This window comes from Streptomyces sp. NPDC025784 (assembly GCF_055558435.1).
The window spans coordinates 171,084-184,392 of record NZ_JBVHMN010000011.1 but is presented as its reverse complement, the minus strand read 5'-3'; the positions used below and the strand labels follow the sequence as shown (position 1 = coordinate 184,392).

Below are 13,309 nucleotides of genomic sequence, written 5' to 3'. Positions count from 1 at the left end.
GCTGAAGATGACGAAAGGAAAGCACTAACTTCTAGATAGCGCAACCTTCTGGTTAGCGCTGTGTCCGCGTATGCTCAGGGTATGGAATCTGTCGCGCAGACCGCTGAGGGCACCGACGGCGGCCGGAGCGCCGCCTGCGTGCAGGGCAAGGACCTCGCGTACAACGTGTTCGCCCGCAGCTGCCCCTCCCGGGGCACGCTGGAGCACGTCACCGGACGGTGGGGCTCACTGACGCTGGGCGCGCTGCACGACGGCACGTTCCGCTTCAACGAGCTGCGTCGCCGTGTGGACGGGGTCAGCGAGAAGATGCTCTCCCAGACGCTGCACGCGCTGGAGCGCGACGGTCTGGTGCACCGCGAGGCCCAGCCCACCAACCCGCCCCGCGTCGACTACCGGCTCACGCCGCTCGGCCGCCAGGTCTCCGAGCGTCTGCTGACCCTCATCGACTTCGTCGAGGGGCACATGGACGACGTGCTGGAGGCCCGCGAGCGCTACGACGGGACGCGCGAGCGCTAGGTGGCCCGCGCCACCGGCAGGGTCACCGGGAGGAGGCGAGGCCTGCGCCCACGGGAGTGCACGCCCTTCGTCAGGCCGGGAGGCGTGGCGCCCGCTGGCAGCGCGGGCAGAAGTAGCTCGACCGGTTCATCCAGGCCCGCCGCCGCATCGGCGTCCCGCACCGTCGGCACGGTTCGCCCTCGCGGCCGTACGCGTCGAGCGAGCGGTCGAAGTAGCCCGACTCGCCGTTGACGTTGACGTACAGGCTGTCGAAGCTGGTGCCGCCGGCGGCCAGGGCGTCGTTCATGACGTCACGGATGTGCCCGAGGAGTTCCGCGGTGCGGGGACGGGTGAGGGTCCCCGTGGGGCGTTCGTAGTGCAGCCGGGACCGCCAGAGCGCCTCGTCCGCGTAGATGTTGCCGACCCCGCTGATCAGCGACTGGTCGAGGAGGGCCCGCTTGATCGTCGTACGGCGGGCGCGCAGCGCCGTGTGGAACGCGACGTCGTCGAAGAGGGGGTCCAGCGGGTCGCGGGCGATGTGCGCGATGACGTCCGGCAGGCCGTCGGGAGTGTTCTCGTGCAGCGAGAGCCCGCCGAAGGTGCGCTGGTCCACGAAGCGCAGTTCGGTGCCGAGGCCGTCCCCGAAGCGGATGCGGATGCGCAGGTGCTTCTCGTCCGGGGCGTCCTGCGGCTGCACGAGGAGCTGCCCGCTCATGCCGAGGTGCGCGAGCACCGAGAACGGGGAGTCGTCCAGGGGCAGCCACAGGTACTTGCCGCGCCGTCGGGCCTCGCCCACGCGGTGCCCCGCGAGGGTCTTCGCGAAGCCTTCGGGGCCCGCGAGATGGCGTCGTACGGCCCGCGGATGCCGCACCTCGACGGTCTGCACGACGCGTCCGCTGACCCAGCGCTCCAGGCCCCGTCGCACGACTTCGACCTCGGGCAGCTCGGGCACGGGACTCCTTCAAAGGGGTGGTTCGAGGGGGCAGTGCCCGAAGGGTACCTCGTGCTCAACGGTGCGCGACGGCGCGGCCTTTCGGGCAGACAGGACCGCGGGACCCGAGGCCCGCGCCGTGTTCCCTCCCGGGGCGGCCGGCCACGGTCGCGCGACACCGGCAGCCGACCGCGGCATGGTCCGGACGACGGCCGGACTCGGTCGCCGTGCCGGGCGGCGGCCGGACTCGGTGATCATTCCGGACGGCGGCCCGAGGCCGTCACCACGCCGGACGGCGGCCCGACGCACGAACCCCGTCGCGGCGCGAGCGCTGCGACGGGGTTCGGGTAGTGCGTCCTGCTGTGAAGGAGTCAGGCCGTGGCCGCGTCGCTCGTCGGTGCCGAGGGGGTGTCGGCGGTCCCCTCGGCGGCCCGGGCCGCCTGTTCGGCGGCGGCCTCGGCCGACTTTGCGCGTTCGTCCGCGGCGGCACGGATGGCACGCCACGCGGACTCCGCGGCCTGCTGCTCCGCCTCCTTCTTGCTGCGGCCGGTGCCGGTGCCGTACGAGACGCCTCCGACGCGGGCGGCAGCAGTAAAGGTCTTCTCGTGGTCCGGGCCGGTCTCCGAGACGAGGTACTCGGGAACGCCGAGCCCTTCCGTCGCGGTGAGCTCCTGGAGACTGGTCTTCCAGTCCAGGCCCGCGCCCAGATTCGATGACTTCTCGATCAGCGGGTCGAAGAGACGGTGGACGAGCTCGCCCGCCGCGTCCAGACCCTGATCGAGATAGACCGCGCCGATCACCGCTTCGAGGGTGTCGGCGAGGATGGATGCCTTGTCCCGGCCACCCGTGCCTTCCTCGCCCCGGCCGAGCCGGATGAAGGAGCCGAGTTCGAGGCCGCGGCCCACCTCGGCCAGCGCACGTGAGTTGACCACCGCGGCCCGCAGCTTGGCCAGCTGGCCCTCGGGCAGGTCGGGGTGGGTGCGGTACAGCGTGTCCGTGACGACAAGGCCCAGCACGGAGTCCCCGAGGAACTCCAGGCGCTCGTTGGTCGGCAGACCGCCGTTCTCGTACGCGTAGGAACGGTGGGTCAGTGCACGCACCAGAAGGGCGGACTCGACCTTGTAGCCGAGCCGCCCTTCCAGAAGCGTGTGGGACGAGGCTGTGTTGTCCGCCTTTTTCTTGGCGTTTGATTCCGCCTTGGCGTCAGACATCAGACCTCTCACCAGCCACTCAGACTTCGAGGACCTGGCGCTTGTTGTAGGTGCCGCAAGCCGGGCAGGCAATGTGCTGCTGCTTGGGCTCGTGGCAGCGCTCGCACGCAACCAGGGTGGGGACCGCAGCCTTCCACTGCGACCGGCGGTGGCGCGTGTTGCTGCGCGACATCTTCCGCTTCGGAACAGCCACGGCTACTTCTCCTGCTTCTCGTCGACGTGCGCTGATGGAAGCGCGCCGCCGCTCATCTCGTCCTTCTCGCCATCTTCGAGTGAACCGGCGAGTCCCTGCAGTGCCGCCCAACGGATGTCGACGGCGTCGTGGTGGTGGTCCGGGTCGTCCGCGAGCCGGGCTCCGCACTCGGAGCACAGGCCGGGGCAGTCGTCCTGGCACACCGGCTGCATCGGCAGTGCGAGCACCACCGCATCACGCAGCACGGGTTCGAGGTCGAACAGGCCGTCCTCGACAAAGAGCCTGTCCTCGTCTTCCTCGGCGTCGTCGGCCGGCTCCGCTTTGACGCGGCCCCGGTCATCGGCGTCAGGGTACGAGAACATCTCCTGGAAGTCCGCTTCGAGCTCCTGCTCCAGCGGCTCCAGACACCTTACGCACTCCCCCTTGGCCGACGCACGGGCGGTGCCTGTGACGAGCACCCCTTCCATGACCGACTCAAGCCGGAGTTCGAGCTCCAACGGGGCACCTTCCGGCACTCCGATGACTCCCGGGATCCCGAGATCCGCGGGGGCGTCGATCGTGCGGGTCAGGCGCTGCATCGCACCAGGACGCCGCCCCAGCTCGTGCGTGTCGAACACGAGAGGGTTGCGGTGGTCGTGGCGGGTGTTCAGGGCCATTCCTGCTTTCGATCCTCGAAGCTCAAGAGCCACTGCCCCTGGTGTTCCGGGCAGCGGTGATCGCGGACGTACGCGCGACCGAAGAGCCAGGATACTGGACCTTTCGCTCTCGGCCCAATCCGGTGCCCGTCCCCGGTTCCGGGCGCCGGGGCGCGCCCGCCCGTGTCCCGCCCGGGCGACCGGCCCGCGCCGGCCTCAGTGCCCGCCGCGCCCCTGCTCGTACGCCCGCAGCTGCTCGGCGCTGATCATGCTGGTGTCGAAGAGGCTGGTCTCGTCGAGGGCATGCGTCTGCGGGTCCGCGGTGTGGCCCTGCGGCTCGGCGTAGGCCTGCCCGCCACCGTCGTACGCGCCCTGCTGGCCGTAGGCCTGCTGCTGCGGGTAGGCGGCGTACGGGTCGGCCTGCTGGTAGCCGTAGGCGTCCTGCTGGGCGTACTGCTGCTGGTAGCCGTACGGGTCGGCCGACTGCTGCTGGTAGCCGTAGGCCTCCTGCTGGCCGTAGGACGGCTGGGCGGGGACCTCGGGGGTCTGCGCGGGCTGTTCGGGGGCGGCGTCCGCGAGCTCGGCCAGCCCGGCCAGGTAATCGGCGTCGCTGGTGTGCCGGCCGGGCGTCCCGTCCTCGTCGAAGGCGCTCAGGTCGCCGAGGTCGTCGGAGGCGATCCGGCCGTGCAGCTTCTGACGGCCGCGGCCGACGGCCTCCAGGGTCTTGGCGAGGACGGCCTCGAAGGCTCCGAGCTTGACGTCGACGTACTCGTCGGCGTTGCGGCGCAGGGTCTCCGGGTCGTGGCTGCGCTCGGGGGCGTCCTCGTCCTCGTACCCCTGCTCGTCGAGGCCGGGGCCGGTGCCGAGGAGCTTCTCGCGGCCACGGCCCACGGAGCCGAGGGTCTTGGTGAGGACGACCTCGAAGTTGGCGAGCTTGGAGTCGACGTAGTCGTCGGCCTCCACGCGGATCTCCTCGGCCTCCTGGCGGGCCTCGGCCAGGATCCGGTCCGCCTCGTTCTGCGAACGGCGCGCGACCTCCGTGTCGGAGATCAGCGAACCGCGCTCGGCATGCGCGGACTCGATGATCCGCTCGGCCTCCTGACGGGCCTGCTCGACCATCTGCTCGCGCCCGCCGATCAGCTCCTGGGCCTGGGCGAGGGAGCCGGGCAGCGCCTGGCGCACCTCTTCGAGCATCGAGAGCAGCTCGGCGCGGTTGACCACGCACGAGGCCGACATGGGCATGGAACGGGCGCCGCCGACCGTCGCGACGATCTCGTCGAGCTTCTTCTGCACGTCCACCGTGTGCTCGCCACTCTCTACAGCTGTGTTGGAGACGGACGGGTCGACTGTACGACCACTGCCGCCCCTCCCGACACCTGGTGACGGGCTGTCAGGGTCTCAGCCCTTGCCGAGCCGCTCGGTGAGCGCCTCCAGGACCACCGGCGGCACCAGGTGAGAGATGTCGCCGCCCCAGTTCGCCACCTCCTTGACGAGCGAGGAGGACAGGAAGCTGTAGGTGGGGCTGGTCGGGATGAAGAGCGTCTCGACGCCGGAGAGGCCGTTGTTCATCTGGGCCATCTGGAGTTCGTAGTCGAAGTCGCTGACCGCGCGCAGGCCCTTGACGATGGCGGGGATGTCGCGCTGCTTGCAGAAGTCGACGAGGAGGCCGTGGTAGGCCTCGACCTGGACGTTGCCGTAGTCGGCGGTGACCTCGCGGATCAGCTCGATCCGCTCCTCGACGCTGAACAGGCCCTTCTTCGCCTGGTTGATCATCACGACGACGTGCACGACGTCGTAGAGCCTGGAGGCGCGGGCGATGATGTCGAGGTGTCCATTGGTGATGGGGTCGAATGACCCCGGACAGACGGCGCGGCGCAACAGTGGTCCCTCGCTCTCCGGTCCGGTCATCGTGCGTCTTCGCACGTAGAGGCGGCGCGACCGTACCAAAACGTGCCTTCGCCGTAACGACGGGCCCTGATCGCTTCGAAGCCGTCCGGCCAACCGAATTCGCCGCCTCTGGTGCTGCGCTCCACGGTGACGAGGGCTTCGGCCGCGAGCCAGCCCTCCGAGCGGAGTGTGAGCAGAATCTCGCGAAGATCGTCGTCCGTGACGGCATACGGGGGATCCAGGAAGACCAGGTCGTACGGTGACGCGGGCGGCGCCGTACGGATGATCTGTTCCGCTTTGCCCGACCTGACCTCGGCTCCGGGCAGGCCCAGCGACTTCACGTTCTCCCGGATGATCCGGGCGGCCCGGGCGTCGGCCTCGACGAGCAGGGTGTGTCCGGCGCCGCGGCTGAGCGCCTCCAGGCCGACGGCGCCCGAGCCCGCGTAGAGGTCGAGGACGCGCTCTCCGTCGAGGGGGCCGCCGAGCAGCGACTGCCAGGTGGAGAAGAGGCCCTCACGCGCCCGGTCGGAGGTGGGCCGGGTGCCGGTGCCCGGAGGGACGGCCAGTCGGCGTCCTCCGGCCCTGCCGGCGATCACGCGGGTCATGAGGGTCCTTTGCGGCGGGGATGTGTCGGGTCCAGTCTGTCAGCCCTTTTCCAGGTACTGCTCGCGCTCCTCGTCGAGCAGCGCGTCCAGCGCGGTGCGCAGGCCCGGCAGCTGCTCCAGGGCCGGGTCGGCGACGACGACCGCGGTGGCCTCCTCGCGGGCCTCGGCGATGATCTCCTCGTCGTCGATGACGGCGAGCATCCGCAGGGAGGAGCGCACGCCGGACTGGGCCTGGCCGAGGACGTCGCCCTCACGCCGCTGCTCCAGGTCGATGCGGGAGAGCTCGAAGCCGTCGAGGGTGGACGCCACCGCGTTCAGCCGCTGGCGGGCCGCACTGGCCTCGGGCATCTCGGTGACCAGCAGGCAGAGTCCGGCCGCCGAGCCTCGGCCGACGCGACCGCGCAGCTGGTGCAGCTGGGACACGCCGAAGCGGTCGGCGTCCATGATCACCATCGCGGTGGCGTTCGGTACGTTCACCCCGACCTCGATGACCGTCGTGGCGACGAGGACGTCCGTCTCGCCCGCGGCGAAGCGGCGCATCACGGCGTCCTTGTCGTCGGGCTGCATCCGCCCGTGCAGGACCTCCACCTTCAGTCCCCGCAGGGGGCCCTGGGCAAGGTGGTCGGCGATGTCGAGGACGGCGAGCGGCGGGCGCTTCTCGGCCTCGTCCTCGGGGGACTTCTTCTTGGTCTTCTTCGCGTCGGCGTCGTCGACGTCGTCGCCGATGCGGGGACAGACGACGTACGCCTGGTGGCCGTTCTCCACTTCCTCGCGCACGCGCTCCCAGGCGCGCGCGAGGAAGTGCGGCTTGTCGGCGGCCGGCACGACATGGCTGGCGATCGGTGAGCGCCCGGCGGGGAGCTGGTCGAGGACGGAGGTCTCCAGGTCGCCGAAGACGGTCATCGCGACCGTCCGCGGGATCGGGGTGGCGGTCATCACCAGGAGGTGCGGGGGCTGCTTGCCCTTGCCGCGCAGAGCGTCGCGCTGCTCGACGCCGAAGCGGTGCTGCTCGTCCACCACGACCAGGCCCAGGTCGTGGAACTGCACCTTGTCCTCGATCAGCGCGTGCGTGCCGATGACGATGCCGGCCTCCCCGGTGACCAGGTCGAGCAGTGCCTGGCGGCGGGCCGCCGCGCCCATGGAGCCGGTGAGCAGCACGACCTTGGTGGAGTGCTCGGCCCCGCCGAGCATGCCGCCCTCGGCGAGCTCCCCCATCATCTCGGTGACGGACCGGTGGTGCTGCTGGGCGAGCACCTCGGTGGGCGCGAGCATGGCCGCCTGCCCGCCGGCGTCGACGACGGCGAGCATGGCGCGCAGGGCGACCATCGTCTTTCCCGATCCGACCTCTCCCTGGAGCAGCCGGTGCATGGGGTGTTCGGTGGCGAGGTCGTCGAAGATCTCCTTGGAGACCTTCTGCTGGCCCTCGGTGAGCGTGAAGGGCAGCTTGGCGTCGAAGGCGGTGAGCATGCCGTCCGCTCGGGCGACGCGGGCGACGGCCGGGAGCTGCGCGTCGGCGTGACGGCGGCGGGCCAGGGCGACCTGGAGGACGAAGGCCTCGTCCCATTTGAGCCGGGCGCGGGCGTCGTGGATGTCCGCCTTGGTGTGCGGACGGTGGATCTTGAGGAGGGCCTCGGGGAGCGTGACCAGCCCGCGGCCGTCGCGCAGGGAGTCCGGGAGGGGGTCGACCGCCTCCTGGGCGCTGGGCAGCACCGTCTGCACGGACTTGGCGATCTTCCAGGACTCCAGCTTGGCCGTGGCCGGGTAGATCGGGATGAGGGCGCCGGCCCAGGAGTCGACGCTCTCGGCGGCCTCGTCGCCGTCGCCGCGCAGCAGCTCGTACGCCGGATGGGCCAGCTGGAGGCGGTGGTTGAAGACGGAGACCTTGCCGGAGAACATCGCACGCGTGCCCGGCAGGAGGTCCTTGTGGGGCTTGTGCACGCCGTTGCCGAAGAAGACGAGCTGCAGGCGGCCGCTGCCGTCCGTGATGGTGACTTCGAGACGCTGGCCCTTGCCGCGCGGCGCCCGGGACGAGGCGAAGGTGTGCAGGCGCGCGTCGGCGACCTGGGCGACCACCGTCACGTGCTCGTCCATGGGCAGGTCGGCGAGGTGGGTGAGCTGACCGCGCTCCTCGTACCTGCGGGGATAGTGGTGCAGGAGGTCGCCGACGGTGTGCAGGCCGAGGTGCTCGGCCATCACCTTCGCGGTGGCGGGACCGAGCACCTTCTTCAGTGGTTCTTCGAGCACGGGCACGAGATCCATTGCACACCACCACACTGACAATGCCGTATACGTCCTGGAAATCCGCTGGTCAGGCCGGTCGTTCCGGGCCTAGGATGACGCGTTCCGGCCCTCTTCGCGGTCACCGTCCGCCGGGACCGCCCGACCCCGCGCCGTCGCCCGTCCCCCCACCCACCGGCGCAGCGACGATGGACTCCCAGACCTCACAGTCATCCCAGGCACCTCAGTCACCTCATACGTTCCAGGTCGACCTGCGCGGTCTGGTGGACCTGCTCTCCCATCACCTCTACTCCAGCCCCAAGGTCTATCTGCGCGAGCTGCTGCAGAACGCGGTGGACGCGATCACCGCGCGGCGGGCCGAGCAGCCGGACGCCCCGGCCACCGTGCGCCTGCATGCCGAGGGCGGCGCGCTGCGGGTGGAGGACTCCGGTGTGGGGCTCACCGAGGCCGACGTGCACAGCCTCCTCGCGACCATCGGCCGCAGCTCCAAGCGGGACGACGGCCTGGAGTCGGCACGCTCGGACTTCCTGGGCCAGTTCGGCATCGGCCTGCTCGCCTGCTTCGTGGTCGCCGAGCGCATCCGCGTCGTCAGCCGCAGCGCGCGCACGCCCGACGCGCCGCCCGTGGAGTGGACGGCGGCCGACGACGGTTCCTACACCGTGCGGACGCTGCCCGCCGAGGCACGCCCCGAACCGGGCACCACCGTGCACCTGGTGGCGCGCGCCGGGGCCGGCGAGTGGCTCACCGAGGAGCGGGTGCGGTCGCTGGCGCGGGACTTCGGCTCGCTGCTGCCGTACGACCTGCGCGTGGGCGACGAGGCGGTCACCGACCTGCCGGCGCCGTGGGACCGCGCGTACCCGAGCCCCGCCACCCGGCGGGTGGCCCTCGCCCGGCACTGCCACGACCTGTTCGGCTTCACCCCGCTGGACGCGATCGACCTGAAGGTGCCACTGGCCGGCATCCGCGGTGTCGCGTACGTCCTGCCGACCGCCGTGAGTCCCGCGCAGCGGGCGAGCCACCGGGTGCACCTCAAGGGCATGCTGCTCACCGAGCGGGCCGAACAGCTGCTGCCCGACTGGGCGTTCTTCGTGCGCTGCGTGCTGGACACGGACAGTCTGCGGCCCACCGCCTCACGCGAGTCGCTGTACGAGGACGAGACCCTCGCCGCCGTGCGCGAGGCGCTCGGTGAGCGCATCCGGTCCTGGCTGACCGGGCTGGCGGCCGGGGACCCGGAGCGGCTGTCGGCGTTCCTGTCGGTGCACCACCTGGGGGTGAAGTCCCTGGCGCGGCACGACACGGACATGCTGCGCACGATGCTGCCGTGGCTGCCCTTCGAGACGACCGACGGCCGGCTGTCCCTGGAGGAGTTCGCGCAGCGGCACCCCGTCGTGCACTTCACGCGCACCGTCGAGGAGTACCGGCAGGTCGCGCCGATCGCGTCCGCGCAGGGCGTCGGCGTCGTCAACGGCGGCTACACGTACGACAGCGAGCTCGTCGAGGCGCTGCCCTCGGTGCGCCCGGGCACGGTCGTCTCGGAGCTGGACGCCGACACGGTGACCGCGCACCTGGACGCGGTCGACCCGGGCGAGGAGCTGGCCCTGTCGGCCTTCCTGGCTGCGGCGCGGGCGAAGCTCGACCCGCTGGGCTGCGACGTCGTCGTGCGTGCCTTCCACCCGCTCTCGGTCCCGGCCCTGCACCTGGACGACCGCGCCGCCCGGCACGAGCAGGCCCGAGCGGAGGCCGAGGAGCAGGCCGACGACCTGTGGGCCGGCATCCTCGGCTCGCTGCGCGGCAGCGCGCCCCGCGCGCGGCTGGTGCTCAACCACCTCAACCCGCTCGTCCGGCGGATCGGTTCCCTGGCCGACCCGGAGCTGATCGGCACCGCCACCGAGTCGCTGTACGGCCAGGCACTGCTGATGGCCCAGCGTCCGCTGCGGCCCGCGGACTCCGCGCTCCTGAACCGCTCGTTCATCGGCCTCCTCGAATGGGCCACCCACACCGACCCGGGGAGGGACGACCGCGGATGAGCGGGGCCATGGACTTCGACACCCTGCGCCAGGAGATGGCGGACAACCACGAGCAGCCCGAGGGGCCCGCACGCAACGCGCGCGCGGAGCAACTGCTCGTGGAGGCCGAGAAGCTGAACATCCCGCTCGCGGTCGTCGAGGCACTCGGACACCAGCTGAAGGTCTACAACTACAGCTCCGAGAAGGACAAAATGTTCGTCCCCTTCGCGCGCCTGCTGCGCATGTGGGACGAGCACCCGGAGGACTTCGACGAGTACGAGATCCACTCGCTGCACTGGGTGTTCAAGTGGATGTCGGCCGGAATGCTGGACCAGCCGCACATCCCGCTCGCCTCGATCGAGAAGTGGCTCGGCGAGATGGAGCGCCGCTACCGGCTGGCCGGCCACTCCGAACGGGCCGTGCGGGGCGCGGAGTTCAGCGTCGCCGCGCATCTCGGGGACCTGGAGCGCGCGGACCGGGCGTATGCCGCGTGGCTGGCCGCCGACCGGGACAGCATGGCGGACTGCCACGCGTGCGAGCTGCACAGCCAGGGATGGTGGCGCGCGGAGCGCGACGCCGACGCGGAGGCGCTCGACCTGTGGGCTCCGGTCCTGGAGGGCGCGTACACGTGCGCCCACGAGCCGCACACCGTCCTCGCGTCGTCGTTGCTCCCCCTGCTGCGCCTGGGCCGCCTGCAGGAGGCCCGCGCCCATCACCTCCGGGGCTTCCGGCTGGTGCGCGCCATGGAGAGCATGCGCGGGGCGTACGCGGACCACGTCGAGTTCTGCGCCCTGTCGGGGAACGAGGCCCGTGCCCTGGAGCTCCTCGCCGAGCGGCCCGCGTACTTCACGGACTCCGGGGACCCGCGCAGCAAGCTGGACTTCATGGCGGTCGTGGCCCTCCTGATGGACCGCCTGACCTCCCTCGGCCTCGGCGGGCAGACGGTGCCCGGCCCCGCCGGACGCGCGTGGACCGCGGCGGAGCTGGCCGTCCACGCGCGCGGGGAGACCCTCGCGCTGGCCGCGCGCTTCGACTCCCGCAACGGCACCTCCTACGTGAGTGAGCGGGCCCGGGCGCGCATGGACCGGGCGCCGCTGGTGGACCGGCTGCCGCTGGGCGTGCGCTCCGCCCGCCCCACGTCCGCAGGTCGCGCCGAGCCGGCACCGGAGCACCGGCCGCGGGCTGCGGGTGCCGGCGCCGCACCGGACCTGCCCGCGCTGCTCACGGAGGCCCGGCGGCTGTCCGGGCTGCGCAGCCCGGACGCGGTGGAGGCGTGGGCGGCGGTCTCACGCGCCGCCGAGGGCCACGAGCTGGCGGTCCGCGACCGCGCGGAGATCGCCGACCACGAGGCGATGGGCCGCGGTCCCGAGGGGGTCGGTGTGTTCCGCCGCGCGGCGGAACTGTACGAGGAGGCGGGCGACCCCGGTGAGGCGCTCGCGGCCCGTGCCCGCGCCGCGTACGTCCACGCCCTGTCCGCCGGCACCGAGGAGGCGCTGGCGGAGACGGCGGAACTGTACGAGGAGGTGCTCGCCCTCCACGCCCGGGGCGCCACGGGAGTGCCTCAGACGGCGTCCGTGCTGATCGGGCGGGCGCGGACGTGGATGCACCGGGTCGATCAACTGGAGAGCGGGGGCGAGGCCGCCGGCCCGGACGCCGCGACCGCGACCCGGACGGCCGGGGCGGCCGCGCGGGAGTTGCTCGCGCTCGTCGGGCCCCACGTCGGCGAGGACGTGGCACTCGCCTCGCGGGCCGCGGAGGCGAGGGCGATGCTCGGCGAGCTCGCGGCGCGCGCCGACGACGCCGAGGCCGCCGTGGCACACCTCTCGGCCGCCGTGGACGGGTTCGTCTCGGCCGGGCTGCCGTGGTTCGCCGTGGAGTACGACTCCCGGCTCGCAGGCATCGCGATGCAATTGGGCGACGCCGACGCCGCGGAGCGGGCGGCCCGCGCGGCGCTGGAGCACGCGGGTGCGTACCTGGAGCCCATGGGCCACGCCCAGCTGCACCTCCAGCTCGCCGAGATCCTGGGCGCCGGAGGGCAGTTGGGCCCCGCCGCGGAACAGGCACTGGAAGCCGCGCACTGGGCCGACGAGGCGGGCGAGGCCGGCACGCTCGGCGCCTGGGCCCGGCACCAGCTCGGCGGGCTGCTGCTCCGCCAGGGGCGGTGGGCCGAGGCGGCCGAGGTGCTGGAGTCGGCGCTGCCCGACCTGACCGCCGAGATGCACGGGGACGGCGCGATCGTCCAGACGCGGTGGTGGCTCGGCGACTGTCTCACCGAACTCGGCGAACACCGTGAGGCCGCGGGGCACTGGCTGCGGGCCGCGGACATCGCCCGGCACTGGCCCGAACAGCACGACCACGCGATGCTCGCGCATCTGGCCGCCGAGGCCCTGGGGCACGCCGGTCTCGCCGACCGGGCCGAGCAGGCGTACGCCCGTGCCGGCGACCTGTGGCGCGCGCTCGGCAACGTCCACGGGCTGGTCAGGTCGCTGCGGGCGCGCGCGTGGACCGCGACGCGCACGGAGGCCGGGCTCGGCGCCGCGCGGGAGCTGATGGAGACGGCCGTGCGCGCGTGCGAGTCGGCTCTCCAGGAGGAGTCCGGCTCATCGTCCGGCTCCGCCTCCGGGGCTCCGGATGACGAGGACGCGCGGGAGCGCCTGGTCGCCGAACTCGGGCACACCCACCGCCAGTTCGGTGATCTGGTGGTCCGCTCCGTGTCCGGTGACGAGGAAGAGGCCTCCGCCGGGGCGGTGTTGGAGGAGGCGCTCGCCCATGTCACGCGGGCGATCGCCGTGTTCACCTCGCTCGGCGACGGTGGCGTCGGCGCCCGCACCGGGGCCGAACTCGCCGCCGGCTGGCTGGAGGCCGACCTCGGCCGCCCCGCCGCGGCTGCCGCACGCGCGCGTGCGGTGCTCTCCGCCTGCCAGGGGCTGGACGGGGAGACGGCGGGGGCCCGGCGGACCGAGGCGGAGCGGATGCTGGGGCTGGTCGAGGGGCTCCCGGGGGACTGAGCCGGCCGGGGTCCCGTGGGCGCCCCGTCCACGCATCGGGGGGCGCTCCTTCCGCGGACCAGGGGACGCCCCTCCGGAGGCCGGAGGTTCGCCGCGCTCC

At 72.3% G+C, this 13,309-nt stretch carries 11 protein-coding genes; 3 read left to right on the top strand and 8 right to left on the bottom strand.

Annotated elements, in window-relative coordinates:
* Positions 1–81 precede the first annotated feature (81 nt).
* The gene (locus ACZ4IF_RS24980; RefSeq protein WP_467566378.1) at positions 82–516 is read left to right on the top strand and encodes a winged helix-turn-helix transcriptional regulator; all 435 of its coding nucleotides are present in this window, start codon (positions 82–84) and stop codon (positions 514–516) included.
* Positions 517–586: 70 nt separating this feature from the next.
* Here the strand turns inward: ACZ4IF_RS24980 and mutM are convergent, their stop codons facing one another.
* From mutM to recG, 8 genes are all read right to left on the bottom strand, one after another.
* The gene (gene mutM / locus ACZ4IF_RS24975; RefSeq protein ID WP_467566375.1) at positions 587–1,447 is read right to left on the bottom strand and encodes a bifunctional DNA-formamidopyrimidine glycosylase/DNA-(apurinic or apyrimidinic site) lyase; all 861 of its coding nucleotides are present in this window, start codon (positions 1,445–1,447) and stop codon (positions 587–589) included.
* Positions 1,448–1,797: 350 nt separating this feature from the next.
* Positions 1,798–2,637, bottom strand: coding sequence for a ribonuclease III (rnc, locus tag ACZ4IF_RS24970; RefSeq protein WP_345658648.1), 840 nt, complete (start codon positions 2,635–2,637; stop codon positions 1,798–1,800).
* A gap of 19 nt (positions 2,638–2,656) precedes the next feature.
* A complete protein-coding gene (rpmF, locus tag ACZ4IF_RS24965; protein ID WP_028802425.1) occupies positions 2,657–2,830 on the bottom strand; it encodes a 50S ribosomal protein L32 in 174 nt (57 codons plus the stop codon).
* 2 nt (positions 2,831–2,832) lie between these two features.
* On the bottom strand, positions 2,833–3,486 hold the full coding sequence (locus ACZ4IF_RS24960) for a YceD family protein (protein ID WP_467566370.1): 654 nt from the start codon (positions 3,484–3,486) through the stop codon (positions 2,833–2,835).
* A gap of 195 nt (positions 3,487–3,681) precedes the next feature.
* Complete coding sequence (locus ACZ4IF_RS24955; protein WP_467566367.1) at positions 3,682–4,764, bottom strand: cell division initiation protein; 1,083 nt, start codon at positions 4,762–4,764, stop codon at positions 3,682–3,684.
* 99 nt (positions 4,765–4,863) lie between these two features.
* Positions 4,864–5,343 (bottom strand): pantetheine-phosphate adenylyltransferase, encoded by a 480-nt coding sequence (gene coaD, locus ACZ4IF_RS24950; RefSeq protein WP_306453579.1) that lies wholly within the window; start codon positions 5,341–5,343, stop codon positions 4,864–4,866.
* 26 nt (positions 5,344–5,369) lie between these two features.
* A complete protein-coding gene (rsmD, locus tag ACZ4IF_RS24945; protein ID WP_095936891.1) occupies positions 5,370–5,957 on the bottom strand; it encodes a 16S rRNA (guanine(966)-N(2))-methyltransferase RsmD in 588 nt (195 codons plus the stop codon).
* Between the two features lie 39 nt (positions 5,958–5,996).
* Positions 5,997–8,216 (bottom strand): ATP-dependent DNA helicase RecG, encoded by a 2,220-nt coding sequence (gene recG, locus ACZ4IF_RS24940; RefSeq protein WP_467566363.1) that lies wholly within the window; start codon positions 8,214–8,216, stop codon positions 5,997–5,999.
* Between the two features lie 167 nt (positions 8,217–8,383).
* Between recG and ACZ4IF_RS24935 the strand changes: the two genes are divergently transcribed.
* Together ACZ4IF_RS24935 and ACZ4IF_RS24930 are read left to right on the top strand one after the other, a co-directional pair.
* Positions 8,384–10,222: an HSP90 family protein gene (locus tag ACZ4IF_RS24935; RefSeq protein WP_467566360.1), complete on the top strand. Its 1,839-nt coding sequence runs from the start codon at positions 8,384–8,386 to the stop codon at positions 10,220–10,222.
* Positions 10,219–13,209 (top strand): tetratricopeptide repeat protein, encoded by a 2,991-nt coding sequence (locus tag ACZ4IF_RS24930; RefSeq protein WP_467566357.1) that lies wholly within the window; start codon positions 10,219–10,221, stop codon positions 13,207–13,209. The genes ACZ4IF_RS24935 and ACZ4IF_RS24930 overlap by 4 nt, the downstream gene beginning before the upstream one ends.
* Positions 13,210–13,309: the final 100 nt, after the last annotated feature.

What these genes read in the sequence shown, in the direction of transcription:
- ACZ4IF_RS24930 (WP_467566357.1), top strand. Translation starts at nt 10,219, where the DNA reads ATGAGCGGGGCCATGGACTTCGACACCCTGCGCCAGGAGATGGCGGAC.
- ACZ4IF_RS24960 (WP_467566370.1), bottom strand. Translation starts at nt 3,486, where the DNA reads ATGGCCCTGAACACCCGCCACGACCACCGCAACCCTCTCGTGTTCGAC.
- rsmD (WP_095936891.1), bottom strand. Translation starts at nt 5,957, where the DNA reads ATGACCCGCGTGATCGCCGGCAGGGCCGGAGGACGCCGACTGGCCGTC.
- recG (WP_467566363.1), bottom strand. Translation starts at nt 8,216, where the DNA reads ATGGATCTCGTGCCCGTGCTCGAAGAACCACTGAAGAAGGTGCTCGGT.
- rnc (WP_345658648.1), bottom strand. Translation starts at nt 2,637, where the DNA reads ATGTCTGACGCCAAGGCGGAATCAAACGCCAAGAAAAAGGCGGACAAC.
- ACZ4IF_RS24935 (WP_467566360.1), top strand. Translation starts at nt 8,384, where the DNA reads ATGGACTCCCAGACCTCACAGTCATCCCAGGCACCTCAGTCACCTCAT.
- ACZ4IF_RS24980 (WP_467566378.1), top strand. Translation starts at nt 82, where the DNA reads ATGGAATCTGTCGCGCAGACCGCTGAGGGCACCGACGGCGGCCGGAGC.